Genomic DNA, 22,308 nt, shown 5'->3' on the forward strand with positions numbered 1-22,308 from the left:
GTACCCACGGATGCAGGGCTCCCTGAGGGCGTTGCGTGCCGTGCTGTGACGAGATGACGCTACACCAGCGCCTCTCGCAGCGTGCCCAGCTCTTAGCCGAACTGCGCGCCTTCTTTGCCGCCCGCGGCGTCATCGAGGTGCAGCCGAGCGGTCTTGGCCGAGCGGCGTCGATGGACCCCGGGTTATCGAGCTTGGCGGTCCCGGAGGCTGGTCCCAGCGGTGAGGTGCGCTATCTGCAGACCTCCCCGGAGTCGGCCATGAAACAGTGGCTGGCGGCCGGCAGCGGCGATCTCTACTACCTCGGCCCGGCGTGGCGAGGTGGTGAGTTTGGGCGCTGGCACGCCGCCGAGTTCACCCTGCTCGAGTGGTATCGCATCGGCTGGGATCACCGCGACTTGATGGGCGAGGTTGCTGAGCTGGTGCGGGAGGTCGCGGCGCGGTTGGCAGCATCGTCGCTACCGGCACCGTCGCTACCTGAGGCGGCCCTACCGGCAGCGACATTGGCCCGCTATCCGGTCGAGCACTTGACCTATCGCCAAGCCTTCGTGGAGTATGCCGGTGTCGATCCGCTCGCGGCGACACCGGAGGCGCTCGATTCGGCGCTGCAGCGCCACGGTGTTGAGCTCTTTGGTGTCGAGGGCTCTCTTGACTCTCCTGGCGCAGCGGAAGGCGTCGCGGCAGGCACTGGTGGTGTGGGCGGCGATCTACCTGGGCGTGATGCCGACGAACAGGCGCAGCGACAGCGCGATGAGCGCCTCGATCTGCTGCTCTCCCATGTCGTGGCTCCGCAGCTTGGCCGCGGCGCCTTGACCTTTGTCGAGGCATTTCCGGCCAGCCAGGCCGCTCTGGCACGCTTGGAGCCCGGTGCGGAGACAAACGAAGAGACAGGCGCCAGCACCGCCGGTTGTGCCGCACCGTCGGCGACCGCCCGGCGCTTTGAACTCTTCATCGATGGGCTGGAGATCGCCAACGGCTACCATGAGTTGACTGATGCCGGCGCGCAGCGCGAACGTTTTAGCCGCGAGCAAGCGTGGCGTCGGGCCTCTGGTCTGCCGGTCTATCCGCTTGATGAGGCGCTGCTGAGTGCGCTTGAAGAGCGGGGGCTCCCCGACTGTGCGGGGGTTGCTCTGGGGGTCGATCGGCTCCTAGCGCAGCTGATTGGGGTCGACTCCGTTGCTGAGGCGCGAGGGGAGGGGGGCGGCGATGGCTGAGCGGGACGGCGTGCTGGATCGTGATGGGGTGTTGGGCTCGCTCAATCAATTGAAGCGGGGGGTCTACTGTCTCGCGCTCTTTGTCGGCAGTCTGGTGCTCTTCTCCAGTTGGTGGATGCGCGAGCCCGATGATCTCTTTATCCAGTTCGTCTATCCGGTCTTTATCCTCCTCTTTCTGCTCTTCTGTGGGGTGCTCTGCTACCAGCGCACCTTGACCCAGAGATTCGAACGACTGCTTCTGATCAGCGCCGGCGCCTTGGTCTTCAGCCGACTGATTTGGCACCTGCACTTTGCTGGCCCGATTGAGGAGCACCTGCTGGTCTTAACCGGTGGCCACTTCTGGTCGGTTGCCGTATTGCTCTTGGCTGCCTATGTGGTCCTTGAGCAGTGGCGCGGTGTGATCGCCGGGCTACTCATCATCTTCGCCAGTGCCGTTGTTACCGCGAGCGGGATCTGGGGGGAAGTGCGCAGCGGCGCTGTCAGCGGCGAGACACTGGTCTACTTGCTGCGGGTTCATCTCTTTTTGGTCATCATTCTGGCGTTGGCGGCAACGGCTGCCACTATGCGCGATAAGTTGCAGAGCGCACTGTTGCGCGCGGAACTGCTTCACTACTGGGCTAAGACTGACTCTTTGACCGGTATTGGCAACCGCCGTGCCGCCGATGCGCTGCTCGCTCAGGCCGATTCGCTCCTTAAGCGTTACGGACGGCCCTTTAGTCTGCTGCTACTCGATATCGATCACTTTAAGCGAGTCAACGATCGCCACGGCCACGCCGTCGGCGATCAGGTCATTGTCGAGATCGCGCGCCGGTTGAGTGAGACGGTGCGGGCGACCGACTCCGTCACCCGCTGGGGTGGCGAGGAGTTTTTAATTATCGCTCAGGAGAGTGCGCTTGCTGAGGCGTATGCGCTGGCTGAGCGCTGCCGCGCGGGGCTGGCTGCAGAGCCGATGTGCGGGGTTGAGGTGACGGCGACCTTCGGTGTGACCGAGGTCGGTGCCGACGAGACGGTCGACGCCGCTCTGGTGCGCGCCGATAGTCTGCTCTACGCCGGCAAGGCGGCCGGCCGCAACCGTGTCATGGCCGATGCCCAGACCGAAGGCAGCTCCACCACCGTCCCCACCACCGTTACGAGCGCTGCTTCTTCAGAGCCGTAGGCACCGTCTGCGTCTCGATAAACTCGAACAGCCCCTCTAGGCCGCCCTCGCGCCCGAAGCCGGAGTGCTTCATGCCGCCGAAGGGCGCCTCCGGAGTCGGCCCGCTGCCGGTGTTGTAGCCGACGTGCGGGAACTGCAGCCGCGGGATGAAGCGCTCGGCCCGCGCGCCGTCGGCAGTAAAGAGGTAGGCAGCCAGGCCGAACTCGGTATCGTTCGCCAGCGTGAGCGCCTGCGACTCATCGCTGAAAGCAGTCATCGGCACCAGTGGGCCGAAGGTCTCCTCCTGCCAGCACGCCATCTGCGGCGTGACCCCGCGGATGACGGTCGGCGGGAAGTAGGCGCCGTAGTCGCGCTCCAGTGCGCCGGGGTCGTCGCCGAGCACACTGACCGCCCCCCGCTCAATGGCATCGAGGTAGTGACGGCGCACCTTATCGTAGCCGCTGCGATCGATCAGCGGGCCGATGTCGACCCCAGGCTCCATGCCGTTGCCGACGGTCAGCTGCCGAGCACGCTCGGCGACGCGCTCAGCGAATGGCTCCATCACCGACGCCTCGACCAGGATGCGGTTGGCGCAGACGCAGGTCTGTCCGCCGCCCCGGAACTTGTTGGCGATCAGCTGTTCGGCGGCGTGCTCTAGGTCAGCATCGGCGAAGACGATAAACGGGGCGTTGCCGCCCAACTCAAGGGCGAGTCGCTTGACCCCGTCCGCGCTGCCGCGGATGAGCGCTTGGCCGATGCCGGTCGAGCCGGTGAAGCTGATCACGCGGATATGCGGGTCGCTCAGCAGGGCATCACCGATCGGTCCGGCAGCGCCGGTGACCAAGTTCACCATGCCGGACGGCAGATCGAGTTCGCGATCGAGCAGGGTCAGCAGGGCGATGAGGGTCAGCGGCGTCTTGGCCGAGGGTTTGATCACCGCCGGCGCCCCGGCGGCGAGTGAGGCCGAGAGCTTCTTAGCGATCATGCCGATCGGGAAGTTCCACGGCGTGACCAAGGCGACCGCCCCGGCCGGGCGCTGATAGATCGTCCAGCTGCAGTCGCGCGGCTGCTCCTCTAAGGTGCGTGGGGCCAACGCCTCGATATGGCGGGCGGCGTAGGCGAAAAAGCCGGCGGCGTAGAGCGCCTCACCGCTGCCCTCGGCGTGCGGTTTGCCGTGCTCCAGGGTGAGAATCCGCCCGATCTCCTCGCGGTGCTGCTCCAAGGCTGCTGCGATCGCCTCAAGCCAGCGCCGGCGGGTGGCCAGATCACTCTCATGCTCGAGCGCTGCGGCCGCCGCAGCCGCTGCCCGGGTCGTCTCCGCCGGACCCATGGCGGGCACCTCGGCCAGCACCTCGCCGGTCGCCGGGTTGGTGACCTGGAAGGTGGTGGCGTCGTCGGCGCCCTGCCAGGCACCGTCGATATACCCTTTGACCTCGGGAAGGAGGGGGGAGTTGAGCGTCATAGCGGCCTCCGATCCGTCAGTGGTGCAGCTTGTTGATAGGTGTGCGCAGCGCGCAAGACCAGCCCGTCGGCGTGGCGCGGGCCGACGATCTGCAGCCCGATCGGCAGTCCGGCCGCGGTAAAGCCGCACGGTACCGAGCAGGCTGGCTGACCGGTCATGTTGAACGGGTAGGTAAAGGGGGTCCAGCTCGGCCAGCGCGGGTCGGACCACCCCTCCGGCACCTCCAGTCCGGCGCCAAAGGCAGGAATCGGCAGCGCCGGGGTCACGAGCAGATCGTAGCGCTGATGGAAGCGGCTCATCTGCTCATTGAGTGCGGCCCGCTCGTTCATCGCCTGCAGGTAGTCGAGCATGGAGCGCTCGCGCACGCTTGCTACGGCCTCAATCAAGGCCGGGTCCATCTCGGAGTGTTGTGCCTCGGGGATGGTGCGCAGGGCGTTCGCCGCACCGCCGAAGAAGAGCAGGTCGAAGGCCTCGCGGGGGTCGCTGAAGCCGGGGTCGACCTCGTCGACGACGGCCCCGAGCGCTTCGAGCGTGCGGGCGGCCGCGGCGACCGCAGCGGCGATCTCCGGATCGACATCGACGTAGCCGAGCCTGGGGCTAAAGGCGATGTGCAGACCACGGATACCGCCCTCAATCGCGGCGAGATAGTCTTGCTGCGTCGGCGGCAGGGTAGGATCGCGCGGATCGCTCTCGGCAAGGACGTTCATCAGCAGCGCGGCGTCTTCGACCGTCCAGGTCATCGGCCCGGGGTGGGCGAGGGTGCCGAACGGGCTCGCCGGCCAGATCGGGATGCGTCCCTGGGTCGGCTTATGGCCGACGATGCCGGAGAAGCCGGCGGGGATGCGGATCGAGCCGCCGGCATCGGTGCCGAGGGCCAGCGGCCCCATGCCGAGGGCGACCGAGGCGGCGCTGCCGCCGCTTGAGCCGCCGGCGGTCTTGCTTGTGTCGAAGGGGTTTCTGGTGACGCCGTAGCAGGGGCAGTCGGTGACCCCTTTCCAGCCGAGTTCCGGGGTGGTCGTCTTGCCCAGCGGCACAAAGCCGTGGCGGCGCAGTGCTGCGACCGCGGGGGCGTCGAGCTCCCACGGTCCGCGCGGATCGACCGTCTTCGAGCCTTTAAGATTCGGCCACCCGCGGGTGAGAAAGACGTCTTTGATGGCGATCGGCACGCCGTCCAACAGCCCCATCGGCTGCCCGTAGTGGTAGCGCTGTTCGCTGGCGTAGGCAGCGACTAGAGTCGCTTCCTCGTCGACGAGGCAAAAGGCGTTGACTCGGTCGTTGTAGCGCTCGATGCGGCTCAGGGCGGCCTCGGCGGCATCGACCGGCGAGAGGGAGCCGTCGCGGAAACAGCGCAGCAGCATCGTCGCGCTCATATTGGCGATCGCATCGATTGCATCGGACCCACCGCACGAGCAGCCGCAGCCGCCTTCTTCGCCGGCGATCTCGGGGGCCTCGTCGGCCGCTGCGGTCACGCGGTCGGTGGCAGCGCTCTCAGCGGCGGCTTGGGTGGCCGATTTGCGGCAGCACTTTTTGTCCTTTTTACTCTTTTTGCTCTTTTGGCTCATGGGTCGTGTTGGTCCGTGCGGTTAATCAGCTGAAAAAAGTGGTACAAGCAGGCCTGAAGAGGTCCAAATGAGTGGTCTCGAGTGGTGCGATCGGCTCATTCGGGCGGTGATGCAGTGGGGGGCGCTGGGGCAGCGGAGGCACTAGGGCCGCTCTCTGTCGCGGTATCGGGGGGTACGTAGCCGCGCTCCTTATCGACGACGTTGCGCAGCGATGAGCCGGCGAGCCAGCGTTCGAAGTTATCGATAAACTGCTGAATCAGCGCCGAGCGCCAGCCGATGAAATCGCCGGCCATATGATGCGAGATCAAGACGTTGTTCATGGCCCAGAGGGGGTGTTCTGGCGGCAGCGGCTCCTCCTCGAAGACATCGAGTGCCGCCCCGGCGATCTCACCGTTGCGCAGCGCGTTGACCAGATCCTCGGTGACGACGATCGGGCCGCGCCCGATGTTGATCAGCTTCGCGCCCTTGGCCATGGCTCGGAAGGCCTCGGCGTTAAACAGCCCGCGGGTTGTCGCCGTCAACGGTGCGGCGATGACGACGTAGTCGGCAAGGCCGAGCTGTTCATGCAGCGCATCGGGGCCGTAGACAGCGGTAAAGTCGCTGTCGTGGTCACGTTCGCGGCTGGCGATCCCGGTCACCTGCATGCCGGCGGCGCGCAGCAGGCGGGCGATCTGCCGCCCGATCGAGCCGGCCCCGACTACAAGCGCGTGTTTATCTTGAATGCGTTGCGTCTCGCGGTGGCGCCACTCGCGCCGTTCCTGCAGTGCCAGGGTTGTTCGCAAGTCCTTCGCGAAGAAAAGAATCATGCCGAGTACGGTCTCGGCGATGGCGCGATCGAAAATGCCGCGGGCGTTGGTGACCGGCACGGTCGATTCGATCAGCTCGGGAAAGAGCAGGGCATCGACCCCGGCGCTGGTGGCGTGGACCCACTGCAGGCGCCGGGCGTAGGGCCACGCCTCGGCGACAATGCGGGTGCGAAAATCGGTCACCAGCAGGATGTCGGCATCGGCGATCGCCGCGATCAGTCCCTCACGGCTCGTCGCATGGTGGATGCGGGCCCGTCCGTCGAGGCGTTCGAGCCCCGGCGGGGGCGCCTCTTCGGCGGCAGTCAGGAGGGCAATAACGGGTTTTGCGTCGCTCGGCATGACGCTCGATTCTCCGATGATGGCAATTTACTGTACCGTAAGCACGGTAGCGAGAGTATGGTTGGGTTACAAGGGGCTGTGAGGCCGTTCGGGGTGATCCTGTTCATGTGGTGCCTCTCTGAGGGCGGTTGTACCCGCGCCCGGTACCCGTCTCCGCTAGGGCTTGAGCGGATGCAGCGGAAGGCCGCACTAGAGTGTCTGCAAAGAGTGGCGATAGAAGAGTAGCAGAGTGGGTGCTAGAGATCGGTGGCCGTAGCAGTGTGGCCGTAGCAGTGTGGCCGTAGCGATGTGATGTAGAGTCGTCGTGGCGATGACAGCATAAGGAGCGAACTGTGGCAGTACGATCCGAAGAGCTTGAACTGGATACCGACGATATCCGTGAACCGGCCTGGAGCCCCTCGGTACGGGCGCTGCCGATCCCCGGTATCCGCCGGATGGTCAACATGGCTGCGGAGATGGACGATGTCATCCACCTCTCGATCGGCCAGCCCAATTTTCCCGTCCCCGAGCACGTCCTGGAGGCCCATATTCAGGCGCTGCGCGACGGCAAGACCGGCTATACCATGGATGCCGGCCTGCCGCAGCTGCTCGAGGCGGTAGCCGAGTACTACAGCGCGCTCTACGATCGGCCGCTGGTGCCGGAAAATGTCCTGATCACCACTGGCGCGACCGAGGCGATGTACCTGGCCATTGCCGCGACCGCTGCACCGGGGCGGCAGTTCTTGGTGCCCGATCCGACCTTTCCGCTCTATGCGCCGCTGATCCGCATGAATGGCGCCGAAGTGAAAGCGATCCCGACTCGCGCCGAGCACGGCCATCAGCTCGATCCGCAGGAGGTGATCGACAACATCGGTATGCGCACCTTCGGCATTATTCTCAATTCGCCGAGCAATCCGACCGGGACGGTCTATCCCAAGGAGACGATCGAGGCGATTGTTCAGGAGGCCGCCTACCGCGGCGTCTACGTCTTCAGCGATGAGGTCTACGACCACTTGGTGCTCGACGAGATGGAGTATCCGAGCGTGCTGCGCTGCACCTCCGATCTCGACCACGTCATGGTGGTCTCGAGCCTATCGAAGACGTTCAGCATGGCTGGGCTGCGCATCGGCTGGCTGATCTCCAGCCAGGGGGCGATCAAAAAGCTGCAACGCTTCCACATCTTTACGACGACGGTGGCCAATACCCCGGCGCAGTGGGCGGGGGTCGCGGCCCTACGGGGCGGCCCCGACTGCGTCGCCGAGATGCTGCAGGCCTATCGTGCCCGCCGCGATCGTATTGTCGAGCTGGTCAGCAATACCCCCCATCTGACCAGCTACCGGCCGCAGGGCGCCTTCTACCTCTTCCCCTCGTTGCCGAGCAACACCGACGGGACGAACCTGGCCACCCGCATGCTCAAAGAGACCGGTGTCTGCGTCGTCCCAGGAGACGCCTTCGGCGACAGCTGTCCGAATTCGCTACGGATCAGCTACTCAGCCTCCATGGAGGATATCGAGCGGGCCTTCGAGCGCATCATCCCGTGGATGGAGCGCCAGGAGCTTTGACATCGTCCCCACGGCTAAACCACGGCTAATAAAGCCGTGAGGCGCGCGCGCCAGCTTGGTGAGCGGTTGGCAGGTCTCTAGAGCAGGCCGACCTGCAGCTTGGCCGCCTCCGACATCCGCTCCTGGCTCCACGGCGGCGAGAAGACCAGCTGCACCGAGGTCGTTGCTACGGTCGGCACCATCTCGACCTTGACCCGGATGTCGTGGGCGAGAATGTCGCCCATCCCGCAGCCGGGGGCGGTCAGCGTCATGTCGATATCGACGTGGCGGTACCCCTCGCCGTCTTTGGTGATGTCGCAGCGGTAGATCAGACCTAAATCGACGACGTTGACCGGGATCTCCGGGTCGTAGCACGTCGCCATCTGCTCCCAGATGATCTGCTCGACATCGGCATCGCTCGCTCCCTCCGGCAGCTGCGGCGGTGTCGGTGGCTCCTTGCCGATGGCATCGGCGTTGGTGCCGTCGATGCGAAAGAGGTGGCCCTGCAAGAAGACGGTATAACTGCCGCCTAGCGCTTGTGTCAGCACCCCTTCGGCCCCGGCCGGGATGGTGCCCGAGTCGCCGGCGGGGATGACGACGGCCTCGCAGTCGCGCTCGAAGACGACAGGTTCGCCGCGCGGAACGTACATAGTTGCCCCCGGTTGGTTTGAGCATAACACCGCAGTAACGGCCTTAAGAGATCGCGCCAATCGCCCTAAAAATCAGCTAAACTCCTGCTAATCAAGCGAGTACGCGATGGCTCTGTGAGGTCTCTACGTGCGGCTGGATCTGTTCAGCCCCCTGATCAATCCCCCGAGTCACCGAGCAACCACATCGAGGCTCTGGGGCACTTTTTCTCACTCTAACAAAATCGGGGTAGCAAAGTCTGCATGTATTTGTCTGGCCTCACCCATCGGGCAGCGGCAGTAGGTAAGCATCATTGATGCGGGCACGAAACCGCAGCTTGGAGCCTCTAACCGCTGTTACCGAAAGCGATCGCTTCCACTTCAGTGGCTGTTACTTTAGTGGCGACTGCGCCCGCTGGGATCGGTTATCACTTTAATGTTCGTCGCCGTCCGGACCCTCCAGGATGAAGCACTCACGGTAGTCGGGGCAGTCGCCGCAGATCGGCGATTTGCAAATCAAAATGCCCTCCTGGGTGCACAACCAGCGGTAGAAAAACTTCTTCCAGCGCATGTTGTTGGTGTTTTGCTCGGCCAGGGTGGGAAAGTGTCGCTGGAGCATGGTCGAGAGCTGGGTACGCTCATCCAGGCCCAGGCTGTGCCACAAGTGGCCCGGTTGCAGGGCGCGGCGGGCAACGATGTAGGCGAGCCATAGCCCCTCGCGGGTGTCGTGACGGCGGTTCTCAAGCAGCAGTCCGCGCAGATCGGCCTCTTCGATGGCGCCCTCACCGGGGTCGTGATCCCAGCGGATGTGTGGCGCCACGCTGGAGAAGTCGGGGAAGCTGTGCTCAAGCAGCTCGCTTAGCAGATCGGCCGGCAGCCCCAGCGAGGCGTTTAAGGAGGGGGCAGTCGAGCGCTCGATCTCCTCCAGTGCCCGCTCCAGGGCGCAAGCCAATACGTGGCGATCAAAGGGCTCGCCCTCACCAGGCAGGGCGAGTAGAGTGTTGCGTCGTTCGGTCTCCATCGCGGTGTGATCTCCACCATTTCGTGAGGATGGCCGAGGAGGGTGGATGTTCAAAGGCTTAGCGGAGTGGTCCGCTGTTTGACCAGCACGGGAGGGAGAGAGTGGGTCTCCTTGGGGCCTGCGACGAAGTGGCTGCAGAGTAGATCGCAGAGTTCGCGAACGGCGCCGTAACCGCCCGGCTGTTCTAGCAGCAGGTCGATGTGAGCGATGACATCGGGATGGCTGTCCTGCGGGCCGACGGCGCAGCCAGCGAGTTCCAGACAGGGGCAGTCATTGATATCGTTGCCGACGTAGACGGTCTCCTCGGCGCTTACTTGGTGCTCATCAAGCCACCGAAGCAGGGCGCTGCGCTTATCGTCGATCCCTTGCAGTACCGGCAGGCCCAGTTTTTCGCAGCGGGTCGTGACCACCGGGTTGCGCTCCTTAGAGAGCACCAATAGCGGTACGCCGGTGCTGCGCAGCAGACCGATCCCCATACCGTCACCGCGGGAGCAGCGTACGCTCTCGACGCCGTGCTCACTGACCCAGACGCCGTTATCGGTAAAGACGCCGTCGAAATCGAAGACCACTGCACCGATGCGCTCAGGCAGGGCTTCAAGCGCTTGTTGGGCGCCCAGGTGAGGTGCGAGCAGGTGCGCTAGTTGCAGCGTCTCGGCGTCGGTGACCTCAAGGGCGCGCGCCGCGGCCGATTCATAGAGCGTCGTGGGGCGTTCTCTCCATCCTTCTTGCTCGTTCCAGTGGTCTGGCTCGCCGGCCGGAGGGCAACCGGCGGCTGTGCGAACGGCGTAGACCGAGCCCGCTTCGCGGTAGGTGGTCGGGAATGCGGCAGTGCCGACCGTGCTCTTGGGGGCATCAGGATCGGGGGCGGAGAGGGAGAGCGGCGCAAACCGGTCGGCAGCGGCAGCCGTGGGTTGCCACAGGGCACTACTGGTGGCAACAGCGGCGAAGGCGGCGTCGGCCCCGGTGGAAAAAAGCCGCTCCAGGGTGCCGTCGATGTCGCTCGCCGCGACAAAGGGGGCGCTCCAGCGCAGCAGGGCGATGAACTCGGGAGGAGGCGAGGCCAAGTGCGAGTGCGCGCGGGCAAAGGCCGCGGCCGCGGCGAAGGGCGAGGTCGTCGATGCGGCGGCTGCGGCGACGACATGGGCGCCGTAGTGGCGTGCCGTAGCGGCGATCTCGGTACTCTCTGTGCTGACAAAGACCTGAATGATTCCGCGGGCGCGCCGCGCTGCTAAGATGGCGCGGCCGATGAGCGGATGGCCACCGACGCGGCAGAGAGTCAGGTCAGGTTCGCCCGGCCTCGGTACGGCAGCAGGGATGACGGCCCAGGAGACGGGCCAAGCAGGGTGGTTTGATTGGCTAGCCATAGTGGCCCGATTATGAACTACTTCCGCCAAGCTACGCTATGGTGTGAGTTTCGCGCTTCTATAGACGTGCCGACTTATCCAGAGGATGCCCCGGTCTTACCACCTTCCAGGCATTGTCCGGTTCCCGTCGGCCGGTTCCCGACCGGATAAAGCCCACTCCACAGGGCTTCCCCTAGCTGCGAGCTACTCGCCTCCGTTCTGGTGGTGGTTAGAAGAGATACCCCACACTGCGCGCACTCCTATTGAGGGGGGGCTGTCGATGCGAATGGTCCACCCAAAGTGCTCACACAGTCGCCTGACCAAGAGCAAGCCGCGTCCGCCATCGCCCTTGCCATCGTTCGCCGATTGGCTGTTGGGCGTACACCGATCGGTGGCCGTGCGCGGATCCGCAAACGGCAGGTTGGTCGGCAGCCCACAACCATTATCGGCGATCTCCACTTCGGTATCGCGCAGCGTGATGGTCACCTTGGTTGCGCCACTGTGCTCTAGGGCGTTGCCGATTAGGTTGCTTAACAGGGTCAGTACGGCAATTCGCGGGGCGACGACCTGCAAATTGGCCTGATAGCACCGTGCCAGGTCGATACCGCGACGCTCCGCCAGCGGCGCGAACTCATCCAGCAACTCGGTAACGACCTGATTGATCTCGATACGTTCCTCTTGGTGGCGAGTCGAGGCGCGGCGTGCGATCAACAGCAAGACCTCTACCGTATCGTGCATGCGGCGTGCGGCTAGTTGAATACGGGTTGCCGCCTCTCGTTGGCGTGGGGTCGTTTGGCGATCCAGTTCAATCAGCTCAGCGGCATTCAATATCACAGAGAGCGGATTACGCAGTTCGTGGCTGACATCGGCAGAGAAGGCACGCTCACGCTCAAGACCATCACTGACATCGCTTCGATAGCGATCCAGAGCGCGAGCCAAAGCGCCGATTTCATCATCCTTGATACCCTCAGCAAAAGTGGGGACCGGTTCGCCGCGCCGCTGTCGCGCCAAGCGTTCGGAGAGGGTGAGCAGTGGCGAGAGCAGTCGGTTGGCTAAGGAGAAGCTAAGAAACAGGGCCAGATAGAGGGTGAGCAACGCTCCCACGCCCACCGCGATCACGCCGGCACGTTCGCGAGCCTCCATCAGCGAGATGTCCTCAATGACCGCAAATCGTCCCTCGGGCGTGGTGCGCAGAGCAATCGCCCAGACCTGACCATCTGCCTCCCATTCGTGCAGTCCATCGGGCAGCTCAAAAAGCTCAGCAGGCAGGTGATCCATACGCAAGTTAGTCAAAACCTGTGTTTGCGGCGCTGTCGCCGGTCGCCGCAGAGCGTACTCATGGGGCGAGGAGGTGATCTCATCTAAGTATTCGTGCAATCCTGAAGCGACAATACGCTCCTCGCTCAGGTGGCTGAGAAAGAAAATCGCCCCCGCCAGCAAAGGCCCGAGCAGCAACCCGAGGCCGACAAAGGCAACGACAATACGCCCTCGTAAACTGCGTCTCGGATCAAGCTTCATCAGTTAATCGGTAGCCGATGCCGCGGACGGTATGGATAAGGCGGTCGCTTGCCCCTGCATCGACAACACGCCTTAAGCGATGAATATAGGTACGCAGTGCGTCGGACTCAGGCGGTTCATCCCCCCACAGTGCTCGCTCCAAGCGCTCTCGGGTGACCACCGCCGGAGAGGCTTGCATCAGCAGTTGTAAAATCTGGAAATCGAGACGGGTCAGGCGCAGCGGTCGGCCGGCGCGCTTGACCTGCCGCGTCTGCTCATCGAGCAGCAGATCGGCGACCTGTAACTGTCCGCTGCCTAGAGTCCCCTGTGCACGGCGCAACTGCGCGCGTAAGCGACTCTCGATCTCGCGCAGTGCTACCGGTTTTACCAGATAGTCATCGGCACCCAGATCGAGCAGCCCGACCTTATCTTCCAGCTCAGAGCGCGCTGTTAAAGCGACGATTGGCAATGTATATCCCTCTGCCCGTAGCCGTCGACACAACTCCACGCCATCCATGTCCGGTAGCCCCAGGTCGAGAATCAAGGCGTCCGGGTGACTCGTTGCCACGATGTGTAGCGCACTCAGGCCGCTACCAGCGACATCGACAAGGTGACCCTGGTCGCTGAGGAAATCAGCGATATTAGCCGCTAGATCGGCGTGATCCTCAACGATCAAAACATGCATGGTCTTTTTCCTGCCTGCCTGCCATTTCACAACGCTTTCACATCCCTGCGACAAAGCTTTTACACCTCGCTCGTTAAGCTCGACAGGACGCAACAGAGGCGTCTCTCGTCGGCTCGCCAGAGCGTCGCCCCCGCTCGTAGGAGATCTGTATGGCCTCTAGCTTCCCTAGCTTCCTCGTCCAGAGCAACGCTAACGCTCAAGCGCTGCACGATATCGTACGCGGCGTTGCGCACGTGCTCCATGCCGCTGCCTTGCGCGCTGTGCGCCGCCACCGGATCTGGCCCGTGATCCCTGGGGTCTTCTATCGACACCGGCAGATGCCGCCGCAGCGCATGGTGAGGGCCAGCCAGGAGTTGGGCATTCGTACGGTTATCGATTTGCGCAACGATCCGCGCCTCGTGGAGCGCGAGCGCACGGCGCTGCAGGCAGCCGGCATAGATCATTACCACCTGCCGTGTCGGCAAATCCCCGAGCCAGAAGTGATCGATCAGTTCTTGACGATTGTGGCTGACCCGCATCGCCAGCCGGTAGCGCTTCACTGCAAGCACGGCGTTGGCCGCACCGGTGTCTTAACCGCCATCTATCTGATGGAGCACCTTGGCTATAGTAACGAAGCGGCCCGACGCTACGCGCGCCGTTGCGGAGGCGTCCGCAGCTTCGCTAGCCCGCGTCGTAAAGGGACCTTTCTGCTCAACTACGCCCCGCGAAAAGACTCAAGGGTCGCCACTCCTGCAGCTGCCCCCGCAGCGGTGAGTGCAGAAGCCATAGCACAGCTGCCATAGCGAGCTTGCGTCCGCGGCTGTGGAAGATCGGTGTTCTCGAGTACAATAGAGGCCATCATCGGCTTTACTTGATCTGCGCAGGCGCCCGTGACCATCGTCTCCCACCGTTACCAATTCGTCTTCGTTAAAACGCGCAAAACGGCGGGTAGCTCGTTGGAACTGGCCCTTGCTAAGCACCTTGGGCCTGACGATGTCATTACCCCGGTCGCCGAGCGGATGCGCGCACGACTCGGCTTTCCTGGGCCGCAGAACGACCGTCTAGCGGTCAATGCGCGCCCCGATCGCATCGTCCGACGGCTACGTGGCTATGCCAGTGATGCGCAGTGGGAGCAGGGACGATACTGGCGGCAAGTCGTGCGCGATGGCCTGCCGGCCTACTGCCATCAGCATATGAGTGCGCAGCGGCTGCGTCAGCAACTTGGGGCGCAGCGGTGGCGGAACTACTTTACGTTTACCATTGAGCGCAATCCCTACGCTCTTGCAGTCTCCCGTTACCGATACCGCCACCGGCAAAAGAAGGCCCCGGACTCTTTCCGTGCCTTCCTCGACTCTGGGATTATGGCGCGCAAGAGCAATTTTCGTCTCTATAGCGACGGCGCACGTCCGCTCGTTGATCGTATCGTGCGCTATGAGAACTTGCGCGAGGAGCTGACTGCCGTCAGTGAGCAGATCGGCTATCCGGAGGATATCGGCGCCATCATGGCCGATATCCACACCAAGGGCAGCGGAGCCAAGGTCGATTATCGTGAATACTATGACGACGCCTGCCGCGAGATCGTCGCCCGCGAGTGCGCCCGTGAGATCGAGTGGATGGGCTATCGCTTCTAATGTCAACGCCGACGCCGCTGGAGCCGATGCGCCTGCCATCGTCACTGACCGAACGCGTGTATGCAGCGGTGGCGGAGGATTCGTGCATCGCCTACCGATTCGATGACGGCGATGAAGGCGATGACGAGCGGGCGCTTTGGGTGACCGATGCACAACATTTGACGCCGACAGCTTTTGCGGAGTTGTTGGTGCAATGGGAGGCGGCGTTGCCGCACCGCGGCGAACTGCTGCATGACCGACGTCGGCATACGGTCTACCGGCTTGAGACCGCTGAATTCGGTCCGGTGGTCCTTAAGTACACGAACCCGGGCAAGACCAAACGACGCTCGGCGGTGGCAGCGTGGCTGACCGGGCGACGCCTTCATCGTGCACTGCCCGGTGCCGTCGCCGAGCCGTTGGCGGCGGTTGATCGTTACCGGGGGAACGCACGGGCGGGCGATCAAGGAAACGATCAGGCGAACGAGGTGGTTACGGCGTGTCTGGTCTGTCGCTACATCGATGCGCACCCTCTCGATGAGGCGGTGATGGCCGAAGATCTGCACGCTGGGGAGCTTGCAGGGCGCATCGGCCGTTTTCAGGCGCGCTTGCATCGCAGCGGACTCCATCTGAAGGATTGCCGACTGGGTAATCTCTTGATGGTGACCGAGGCCTCGGCAGTGCGGAGTCAGTGGGCGGAGGCGGGGTCGGACGACAACGAAGGGTTGACTATTGTCGATTTGGAGGCGTTGGCCGAGGGTGAACCTACGCCTTTTAACGCTGCCCGCTTACTGCTCAAGTTGCGTCTCGCACCAGGCGATTTTGCCCGGGTTTGGGCGGCCTACGTGCGTGAGCGTGGCGAAGAGCTGAGCGCTGCCGAGCGGTTGCTGCTGTGGTGGCTCTACTGGCCGCTGCGGTGTGTTCGGCACCATCTGGTGCGTTTCAATCGACGTCGGCTGCGGCCGCTTCTAGGGAAGACGCGTCACGGTCTGCCGGTCGATCGCGCCCAACACCGCGAGTAGGATCTGCATGTCGAGTATCGTCCCCAAAGAATTGATTCTGCATATCGGTTTTAACAAGACCGCAAGCACCTGGCTGCAGCGCTACGTCTTCCCGCAGCTTGCACAGGTGCACTATCTAGGGCGGGGCCGCGAGCCGGTGCCGGGGCTGCGCGACGGTTGGCTGCGCCAGCGACCGGCGTATCAGGTTCTCGGTCTGCCGCCGGCGCAGTGGCAGCAGCGAGCCGAGGCGGCAGCACGAGCTTTTGTTGCCGCTGCTGTCGATGAGCGACCGGGGCTGGTCTCGCATGAGCGCATGAGCGCACCGTGGCGGTTTTTTGGTGAGCGGGGAAAGCCCTTCCGTCACCCTTCGACCTTGTTCGAGAGCCTGGCGCAGCTTCGCGAGGCTGCCGAGCGGATCGGCATCGAACGCCTCGCCGTGCTCTTTTTGATTCGTCGTCAAGAGACGTATCTGCCGTCGTTCTACGCTGAGCGGAGCGATCGGATCGGCCATGCCGGACAGCGCGACTTCGAGGCGCAGCTAGGGCGAATTCTCGATCGTGACTACGCAACCCAGGGAGCCTTTCTCGACTATGCCCAGACGGTTGAGGGCCTGCGGCAAGTGTTGCCAGCGCAAGACTTGCTGGTGATGCCTTTCGAGCGGTTGCAGCAGGAGCCGGAGTGCTTTCTCAGAGCGCTTTGCAGCTTTATCGGCGAGGACTTTGCCGGGCTCAGCACCCGTGTCGAGCCGGGAAGACGTGGACGGCAGCGAACTGGAGGGCGTCCGAACAGCTGGCAGCTGCGTCGCCGCCGCGGCGGCGTAGTGCGCCCGGCAGCTCTGCGCCGTCGCTTAGGCCTCGATGCTGAGCGCACCGAAGTCACCCTCACCGCCGAGCTCGGCGAGCGGATTCGTTCAGTCTACCGGCCTGCAAATCAGCAATTGGCAGAGGTCGATCCTGCTCTCGCTGAGAGTTTGGCGACCTACGGCTACCTCGAGTGAGCTCAACGGGCTCGATAAGGTCGGTGCGATTGAACAGTTAGATGGAGGTGATGGGTGCAGTGGTGGGTGCAATGGAAAGGGGGCGATCAGCGATAGGTCGATGGGCCAGCGAGACGGGTGAGGGCTGCCTTGCCTTTTGTAGACGCTCCCCCTAGCATAGGGCGGCATCGGTCCAGCGCGAAACTGGTCGGTTACAAGTCATCCTGGGAGAGGTCGTGTATATCCACGAGCGCTTGTTTGACCTAAAGCGACCCGTTAAGCGGTGGATCATGTTGGGGGCCGATGCGCTCATGCTCCCCGTTGCTTTGTGGGCCGCGTTTGCGCTCAGCTTGAGCACGCCCACCCCCGAGGTGCTGCCCGCCTACGCTTGGCTCTTCGTGGTGATCCCGCTCTGTGCCCTGCCGATCTTCGCCGTGTTTGGATTGTATCGCGTGGTGGTGCGCTACATGGGGCCAGAAGCGGTCATGGCAGTCCTTAAGGGGGTGACGGTCGCGGCCTTGCTCTTTGCGGTCGTTGCCACCCTGGGGCGGCTCGATGGTGTGCCTCACGCGACGTTCCTGATCTTTTGGCTAGTGGCATTGCTCATGGTTGGAGGCTCGCGCTTCATTGTGCGCGCCTGGTTTCAATCCGTTGCCAAGCGCAAGGAAGACAAAAAACCGGTGGCGATTTACGGGGCCGGCCCGGACGGAATTCAATTGGCCTCTAGCCTAGATAGCGGATTAGAGTATCAGCCGGTTGCCTTCGTCGATGACAATCCGGCCAAGCAGGGAACGGTGATCTCGGGGTTGCCGGTCGAGTCGCCGCAGCAGCTCCCCGGCCTCATCAAGCGTCACAAAGTGATGCACGTCCTGCTTGCTATGCCGCGGCTGTCACGGGCGCGCCGGCGCGAGATCGTCGGCCGTCTTGAGCCGTTGCGTGCCCACATCCTCACGGTCCCGAACCCAAACGATCTGCTCTCCAAGCGGGCGCGCCTCGATCAGGTGCGCGAGGTTGAGATTGAGGATCTGCTTGGCCGTGACTCGGTGGTTCCGCGAGTCGATCTCTTAGCAACCTGCATCACGGGCAAGGCGGTAATGGTTACAGGGGCCGGTGGTTCAATAGGCTCTGAGTTGTGTCGGCAGATCTTGCGTCTACGGCCGCAACGCCTGGTTTTGCTGGAGCGCTCGGAGTACGCCCTCTACAATATTGAGCGCGAGTTGCGTTCACAAATTGCTGGTTTCTCCGACTGGGTTGAGCTGCAGGCGGTCCTCGGTGACGTCGCCGATGGGGTCCGTATGGAAGCGCTTATGCGCGGTTTTGGCGTCGATACGGTTTACCACGCTGCAGCCTATAAGCACGTTCCGATGGTGGAGGGCAATTCGGTCGAGGGCGTGCGTAACAACGTCTTCGGCACGCTGAATCTAGCGAGTGCTGCGGCACAGGTGGGAGTTAGACACTTTGTCCTGATCAGTACCGATAAGGCTGTGCGCCCCTCGAACGTCATGGGGGCGACGAAGCGTCTGGCTGAACTCATTTTGCAGGCTTTGGCCCGTCAGCCCGATATCAGAACCCGCTTCTCTATGGTGCGCTTTGGTAACGTCCTGGACTCCTCGGGGTCGGTCGTGCCGCTGTTTCGCGAGCAGATTAAGCAGGGGGGGCCGGTGACCGTGACCCACCCTGAAGTGACTCGCTACTTCATGACCATTTCGGAGGCGGCCTCGCTGGTCATCCAGGCCGGCTCGATGGCCGAGGGCGGAGAGGTCTTTGTGCTCGATATGGGGGAGCCGGTCCGGGTGCTTGATCTTGCCAAGCGTTTGATTCGCCTCTCCGGCTTTGAAGAGCGGACGCAGGAGAATCCGCAGGGCGATATCGAGATCCGGTTCATCGGGCTGCGCCCCGGTGAGAAGCTGTACGAGGAGTTGCTGCTTGGGCGCAAGGTGATGGGGACCGAACACCCGATGATCATGCGTGCTCAAGAGGCTTATTTGCCGTGGTCCGCGCTCTGTGAACTGCTGCAGACGCTGCGCGATGCCTGTGATCGGTTCGATGGTCGGCGAGTGCGGAGTGCGCTAGCGGCAGCGGTGGAAGGCTACGAGGTCATCAGGCCGGTCGAGGGCTTGCTGGTCTGGGATTGGGTGCAGCATACAGGCTCGGAGACGCCGGCGGAGAGGGTTGCCGAGGTGGCAGCGGAGTTCGCCGCTACGGAGAACGAGACGGCCGCGGAGCGCTTCTGCGTGGGGATCGACTTCTCGACGGATTATGCCGAACGCTACCGGGACGTGCGCGCGTAACGTAAGGAACGGTGCTAGTCGGCAGGGACGGCTTGCCGGAGGATTCGGTATAGCGTGCGCCCGATGATGCGGATGTCTTCGCGCACCGACTGTCGCCTGACGTACTCAGCGTAGCGGTTGAGTTTGTGCGGCAGGATCTCTTCGATATACGCCCGGTGCGGATCCTCATGCCGAGCCAGAATTTTGCTTTCATCGAGCATCTCCAGTGAGGCGTAATCGGTTATCCCCGGGCGAACGGAGAGCACCAGGTCGTGCAATGCGGCTGGGTAGTGGGCGACATACTCCGGCACTTCGGGGCGTGGGCCGACCAGGCTCATGCGCCCGCGTACGACATCGATCAATTGCGGCAACTCATCGAGTTTATAGCGGCGCAGGAGATGCCCAGCACGGGTGATGCGGCGATCCTCTCCGATCGTCAGCCGCCCGACCGCTTCGCTGCCGGTGCGCATGGTACGGAACTTAAAGATATGAAAAGGCCTGCCGTACTGTCCGATGCGGAGTTGTCGAAAAAAGACCGGTCCGGGCGAGTCGAGTTTGATCCAGAGTGCGATGCCGATAAGCAGTGGGGCGAGCAGGCAGAGTCCGATGCTCGCGGTGACTAGGTCAAAGAGGCGCTTGAGTGTGAGTGATTCGCGTCTCGCCATATGCGCAGACCCTTATCGACTCACAATCTGTCGGACCGCCGCAATCACGCGGGCGGCGTCGGCATCGCTCATCGCGGTATAGAGTGGCAGGGTGACCTCCTGCTCAAAGAGCCGTTCGGCAATGGGGAAATCGGCCGCCGTTACGCCGCAGTAGTCACGCCAGTAGGGGTGCCGGTGCAGCGGAATAAAGTGTACCGAGCAGCCGATGCCGCGTGCAGCCATCGCGGCAATAAAATCGTCTCGGTTGATTTCGGCCTCTGGTGCTAGCCGGATCGGATAGAGGTGCCACGCCTGCATCTCCCCCACCGGAGCGGTTGGCGGCAGGATCAGCGGCAGTCCCGCTAGGCCGTCTGCGTAACGCGCCGCGAGGGCTTGCCGGCGAGCGTGCAACGCAGGCAAGCGGGCCAATTGCTGAAGCCCGAGGGCGGCGGCGATATCGCTCATGTTGTACTTAAAGCCGGGGGCGATGACTTCGTAGTACCAGTCGGCGGACGGGGTGCGGTGGCGCTCGAAGCTATCGTGGCTGATCCCGTGCAGACGCATCGTGCGGGCCCGGTTGGCCAACGCCTCATCGAACGTCACCAACATGCCGCCCTCGCCAGTGGTGATGGTCTTATTGGCGTAAAAGCTAAAGATGGTGGCGGCGCTCGGCAGGGTGCCGATCAACTGGCCTCGCCAAGTGCTTGGCAGGGCGTGGGCGGCATCCTCAATCAGGGCGACGGCGTGGCGCTCCGCTAGCCGTTGCAAGGCCGACATATCGCAGGCTAAACCGGCGAAGTGGACCGGCATGATCGCGCGAGTGCGGGGCGTAATGGCGGCGGCGACTGCCACTGGGTCGATGTTGAAGGTCCGCTCATCGACATCGACCAAGCGTGGTGTGGCGCCTAGATAGCGCACCACCTCGGCGGTAGCGGTGAAGGTGTAGTCGGGGACGATGACCTCATCGCCGGGTCCGATGCCAAGCGCCTCTAGTGCCAGGTGCATCCCGGCAGTTGCCGAGTTGACGGCGACGCAGTGCGGTGTTCTGCCGCGACCAGCCAGGTAGGCAGCAAAGCGCGCCTCAAAGGCCCGGGTTCGGGGTCCGCTCGTGACCCACCCCGAACGCAGAGCGGCGACCACTTCGGTGATCTCAGCCTCACCGATATCGGGGCGGGCGAAAGGCAGAAAGTCACTGCGGCTCACGTCTTACTCCTTGGATGTTTACCACTCACAGTGGGCCTCGTAGGTTGACAAAGGATAGAGCGGATGGAGCCCGACTGCGATCAGTCGTCCCGTCTGGGGGTGCGCCTCGCGCTGCGAGTCAATCAGCGCTTGCATCCTTTTATAGTCCGCTGGCGTGATGCAGGTCGCATCGATTTTTCGCCGGATACGCCTCGATACTGTATGGGAGGCAGCGGAGTAGCTCGGATCGGGTACACGCCACCCCTCGCCGTAGCAGCCGGTCAGAATCTTCTCGGGGTGGCGGGGGATCTCAACCGGCTCTCCGCGCAGCCGCACAGTTTGTGTCGGCAGGCAATCGTCTGGTGTCAGCGGCAGAGAGGTTTGCGGAGGGGTCCAGAGCGCGCCCTCTGCGTACCAGATTGGATGCACATCAAGTTGCACATCGGGCGGATCCTCTTGACAGCGCAGACGAAAGAGACGGCCGTTGCGGTTGAAGCTGCAAGTGAAGCCAGCGAGCACCAACTCGACCACTATCTGCATCGTCTCCTGTTTCACGGCGGCGGCGCTGCGCTGCTGCGATAGGTAGCCGACATCGAAGTCGTCGTCGCCGGGGATGAAGTCGCCTTCGCGGACTTGGCCGAGGAGGGTGCCGTACATCAGCAGCAGGGGCGTGTTGAGCCTCTGCATGAAGTAGTGCCGCGCTTGAGCGTAGGTCGCAAGGCAGCGCGTTTGACGGCGGTCGGCCATGGTCGGGGTGGGCGCTAAGAATCCCTTTTTATCGATGCTGCCACCGGCCCGCAGGTGTTCAAAGAGCGAGCCGTCCCCATGCGGAATCGTGATTTCGGCCGCTGTGGTCTGCTCGAAGCCTAAGGTCTGCCCCTCTGCAGTGCGCACCGACAGGCGGGCGGAATAGGGTAGAGATGCTAAAACCTCGCGGCTGAGATGGTAGTAAAAGAAGGGCGGCAGCAGTCTACGGCGATGCAGAGGGAGTGTTCTAATGCGCTCTTCGTCGAGCCACAACTCGAGGTGGCGCGCTGCGGTCGTGCGCCGACCGACAAACCCCTCTAACCGAAGCCCTAAGTGGGTAAAGTCGGCGTCAAAACGTCCCGCCGGTTTGATGCTGGAGCTGGGGGTCGTTGGGTGAAGCGTCGTGCCGTGATCGGATCGGGGGCTCTTGCCAATGGGGTGGATCGTGCAGAGAAAGAGGGGGTCGGGAGAGGGGCGCGCGCTGCCGTTCAGGCGCCACTCTAAGCGGGTAGCGTAGAATTCAACCAGCGCTTTGTATTTGAAGACGCTTCTTGAGCCCGAGTGGGCCCGATGCGCGGTTAGACGGTGGGCGGTGCGGTAGCCGAGGGCGGCTACCCGGGGGAGCCCGAGTCGATCACCGGTGCGCCCGAGCAGGAAGGGCAGCAGCACGGCCAGGCTGTTAAAGGTTAGGTAGA

Annotated in this window: 19 protein-coding genes; 8 read left to right on the forward strand and 11 right to left on the reverse strand. The window is 63.3% G+C overall.

Annotation, left to right across the window (positions count from 1 at the left end; all coding sequences use genetic code 11):
- Nucleotides 1–53: 53 nt before the first annotated feature.
- Nucleotides 54–1,211: an EF-P lysine aminoacylase GenX gene (locus CKO15_RS00955; RefSeq protein ID WP_200191574.1), complete on the forward strand. Its 1,158-nt coding sequence runs from the start codon at nucleotides 54–56 to the stop codon at nucleotides 1,209–1,211.
- A complete protein-coding gene (locus CKO15_RS00960; RefSeq protein WP_200191576.1) occupies nucleotides 1,204–2,367 on the forward strand; it encodes a GGDEF domain-containing protein in 1,164 nt (387 codons plus the stop codon). Before CKO15_RS00955 ends, CKO15_RS00960 begins: the two co-directional genes overlap by 8 nt.
- Here CKO15_RS00960 and CKO15_RS00965 read toward each other — a convergent pair.
- The 3 genes from CKO15_RS00965 to CKO15_RS00975 form a co-directional block, all read right to left on the reverse strand.
- Nucleotides 2,339–3,808, reverse strand: a complete 1,470-nt coding sequence (locus CKO15_RS00965; RefSeq protein WP_200191578.1) for an aldehyde dehydrogenase family protein — start codon at nucleotides 3,806–3,808, stop codon at nucleotides 2,339–2,341. The genes CKO15_RS00960 and CKO15_RS00965 overlap by 29 nt on opposite strands.
- Complete coding sequence (locus CKO15_RS00970) at nucleotides 3,805–5,370, reverse strand: amidase (RefSeq protein WP_242464456.1); 1,566 nt, start codon at nucleotides 5,368–5,370, stop codon at nucleotides 3,805–3,807. The genes CKO15_RS00965 and CKO15_RS00970 overlap by 4 nt, the downstream gene beginning before the upstream one ends.
- A gap of 95 nt (nucleotides 5,371–5,465) precedes the next feature.
- Entirely contained in the window at nucleotides 5,466–6,515 is a 1,050-nt protein-coding gene (locus CKO15_RS00975; protein ID WP_200191580.1) for a D-2-hydroxyacid dehydrogenase, read from the reverse strand.
- Nucleotides 6,516–6,847: 332 nt separating this feature from the next.
- Here CKO15_RS00975 and CKO15_RS00980 point away from each other — a divergent pair, with 332 nt between their 5' ends.
- Entirely contained in the window at nucleotides 6,848–8,056 is a 1,209-nt protein-coding gene (locus CKO15_RS00980) for an aminotransferase class I/II-fold pyridoxal phosphate-dependent enzyme (RefSeq protein ID WP_200191582.1), read from the forward strand.
- Nucleotides 8,057–8,133: 77 nt separating this feature from the next.
- Here CKO15_RS00980 and sufT read toward each other — a convergent pair whose 3' ends face one another.
- The 5 genes from sufT to CKO15_RS01005 all read right to left on the reverse strand — a co-directional run bounded on the left by sufT (nucleotide 8,134) and on the right by CKO15_RS01005 (nucleotide 13,207).
- Nucleotides 8,134–8,685 (reverse strand): putative Fe-S cluster assembly protein SufT, encoded by a 552-nt coding sequence (gene sufT, locus CKO15_RS00985; protein WP_200191584.1) that lies wholly within the window; start codon nucleotides 8,683–8,685, stop codon nucleotides 8,134–8,136.
- Nucleotides 8,686–9,094: 409 nt separating this feature from the next.
- Nucleotides 9,095–9,682, reverse strand: coding sequence for a nitrogen fixation protein NifQ (locus CKO15_RS00990; protein ID WP_200191586.1), 588 nt, complete (start codon nucleotides 9,680–9,682; stop codon nucleotides 9,095–9,097).
- Nucleotides 9,683–9,732: 50 nt separating this feature from the next.
- Nucleotides 9,733–11,046, reverse strand: coding sequence for an NTP transferase domain-containing protein (locus tag CKO15_RS00995; protein ID WP_200191588.1), 1,314 nt, complete (start codon nucleotides 11,044–11,046; stop codon nucleotides 9,733–9,735).
- 183 nt (nucleotides 11,047–11,229) lie between these two features.
- Nucleotides 11,230–12,543 (reverse strand): sensor histidine kinase, encoded by a 1,314-nt coding sequence (locus CKO15_RS01000; RefSeq protein ID WP_200191590.1) that lies wholly within the window; start codon nucleotides 12,541–12,543, stop codon nucleotides 11,230–11,232.
- Complete coding sequence (locus CKO15_RS01005; protein ID WP_200191592.1) at nucleotides 12,533–13,207, reverse strand: response regulator transcription factor; 675 nt, start codon at nucleotides 13,205–13,207, stop codon at nucleotides 12,533–12,535. Before CKO15_RS01005 ends, CKO15_RS01000 begins: the two co-directional genes overlap by 11 nt.
- A 149-nt stretch (nucleotides 13,208–13,356) precedes the next feature.
- Between CKO15_RS01005 and CKO15_RS01010 the strand changes: the two genes are divergently transcribed.
- The 5 genes from CKO15_RS01010 to CKO15_RS01030 all read left to right on the forward strand — a co-directional run bounded on the left by CKO15_RS01010 (nucleotide 13,357) and on the right by CKO15_RS01030 (nucleotide 19,061).
- Nucleotides 13,357–13,989, forward strand: a complete 633-nt coding sequence (locus tag CKO15_RS01010; RefSeq protein ID WP_200191594.1) for a fused DSP-PTPase phosphatase/NAD kinase-like protein — start codon at nucleotides 13,357–13,359, stop codon at nucleotides 13,987–13,989.
- Nucleotides 13,990–14,076: 87 nt separating this feature from the next.
- A complete protein-coding gene (locus CKO15_RS01015) occupies nucleotides 14,077–14,817 on the forward strand; it encodes a hypothetical protein (protein WP_200191596.1) in 741 nt (246 codons plus the stop codon).
- On the forward strand, nucleotides 14,817–15,815 hold the full coding sequence (locus tag CKO15_RS01020; RefSeq protein WP_200191598.1) for a BUD32 family EKC/KEOPS complex subunit: 999 nt from the start codon (nucleotides 14,817–14,819) through the stop codon (nucleotides 15,813–15,815). Before CKO15_RS01015 ends, CKO15_RS01020 begins: the two co-directional genes overlap by 1 nt.
- Nucleotides 15,816–15,822: 7 nt before the next feature.
- A complete protein-coding gene (locus tag CKO15_RS01025) occupies nucleotides 15,823–16,791 on the forward strand; it encodes a hypothetical protein (RefSeq protein ID WP_200191599.1) in 969 nt (322 codons plus the stop codon).
- A gap of 269 nt (nucleotides 16,792–17,060) precedes the next feature.
- Nucleotides 17,061–19,061, forward strand: a complete 2,001-nt coding sequence (locus CKO15_RS01030) for a polysaccharide biosynthesis protein (RefSeq protein WP_200191646.1) — start codon at nucleotides 17,061–17,063, stop codon at nucleotides 19,059–19,061.
- A 14-nt stretch (nucleotides 19,062–19,075) separates the two neighbouring features.
- On the opposite strand, the gene CKO15_RS01035 is transcribed toward CKO15_RS01030, so the two are convergent.
- From CKO15_RS01035 to CKO15_RS01045, 3 genes are read right to left on the reverse strand one after another with little or no spacing between them, the layout of a single operon-like run.
- Nucleotides 19,076–19,705, reverse strand: coding sequence for a sugar transferase (locus CKO15_RS01035; protein ID WP_200191601.1), 630 nt, complete (start codon nucleotides 19,703–19,705; stop codon nucleotides 19,076–19,078).
- 12 nt (nucleotides 19,706–19,717) lie between these two features.
- Nucleotides 19,718–20,887 carry an aminotransferase class I/II-fold pyridoxal phosphate-dependent enzyme gene (locus CKO15_RS01040; RefSeq protein ID WP_200191603.1) on the reverse strand — a complete coding sequence of 390 codons (1,170 nt, stop codon included), beginning with the start codon at nucleotides 20,885–20,887 and terminating at the stop codon, nucleotides 19,718–19,720.
- An 18-nt stretch (nucleotides 20,888–20,905) separates the two neighbouring features.
- On the reverse strand, nucleotides 20,906–22,282 hold the full coding sequence (locus CKO15_RS01045) for a LicD family protein (protein ID WP_242464457.1): 1,377 nt from the start codon (nucleotides 22,280–22,282) through the stop codon (nucleotides 20,906–20,908).
- Nucleotides 22,283–22,308 lie beyond the last annotated feature (26 nt).

The organism is Halorhodospira abdelmalekii, from assembly GCF_016583625.1.
Taxonomy (GTDB): domain Bacteria; phylum Pseudomonadota; class Gammaproteobacteria; order Nitrococcales; family Halorhodospiraceae; genus Halorhodospira; species Halorhodospira abdelmalekii.

What these genes read in the sequence shown, in the direction of transcription:
- CKO15_RS00955 (WP_200191574.1), top strand. Translation starts at nt 54, where the DNA reads ATGACGCTACACCAGCGCCTCTCGCAGCGTGCCCAGCTCTTAGCCGAA.
- CKO15_RS00960 (WP_200191576.1), top strand. Translation starts at nt 1,204, where the DNA reads ATGGCTGAGCGGGACGGCGTGCTGGATCGTGATGGGGTGTTGGGCTCG.
- CKO15_RS00965 (WP_200191578.1), bottom strand. Translation starts at nt 3,808, where the DNA reads ATGACGCTCAACTCCCCCCTCCTTCCCGAGGTCAAAGGGTATATCGAC.
- CKO15_RS00970 (WP_242464456.1), bottom strand. Translation starts at nt 5,370, where the DNA reads ATGAGCCAAAAGAGCAAAAAGAGTAAAAAGGACAAAAAGTGCTGCCGC.
- CKO15_RS00975 (WP_200191580.1), bottom strand. Translation starts at nt 6,515, where the DNA reads ATGCCGAGCGACGCAAAACCCGTTATTGCCCTCCTGACTGCCGCCGAA.
- sufT (WP_200191584.1), bottom strand. Translation starts at nt 8,685, where the DNA reads ATGTACGTTCCGCGCGGCGAACCTGTCGTCTTCGAGCGCGACTGCGAG.
- CKO15_RS00990 (WP_200191586.1), bottom strand. Translation starts at nt 9,682, where the DNA reads ATGGAGACCGAACGACGCAACACTCTACTCGCCCTGCCTGGTGAGGGC.
- CKO15_RS00995 (WP_200191588.1), bottom strand. Translation starts at nt 11,046, where the DNA reads ATGGCTAGCCAATCAAACCACCCTGCTTGGCCCGTCTCCTGGGCCGTC.
- CKO15_RS01000 (WP_200191590.1), bottom strand. Translation starts at nt 12,543, where the DNA reads ATGAAGCTTGATCCGAGACGCAGTTTACGAGGGCGTATTGTCGTTGCC.
- CKO15_RS01005 (WP_200191592.1), bottom strand. Translation starts at nt 13,207, where the DNA reads ATGCATGTTTTGATCGTTGAGGATCACGCCGATCTAGCGGCTAATATC.
- CKO15_RS01010 (WP_200191594.1), top strand. Translation starts at nt 13,357, where the DNA reads ATGGCCTCTAGCTTCCCTAGCTTCCTCGTCCAGAGCAACGCTAACGCT.
- CKO15_RS01020 (WP_200191598.1), top strand. Translation starts at nt 14,817, where the DNA reads ATGTCAACGCCGACGCCGCTGGAGCCGATGCGCCTGCCATCGTCACTG.
- CKO15_RS01025 (WP_200191599.1), top strand. Translation starts at nt 15,823, where the DNA reads ATGTCGAGTATCGTCCCCAAAGAATTGATTCTGCATATCGGTTTTAAC.
- CKO15_RS01030 (WP_200191646.1), top strand. Translation starts at nt 17,061, where the DNA reads ATGTTGGGGGCCGATGCGCTCATGCTCCCCGTTGCTTTGTGGGCCGCG.
- CKO15_RS01035 (WP_200191601.1), bottom strand. Translation starts at nt 19,705, where the DNA reads ATGGCGAGACGCGAATCACTCACACTCAAGCGCCTCTTTGACCTAGTC.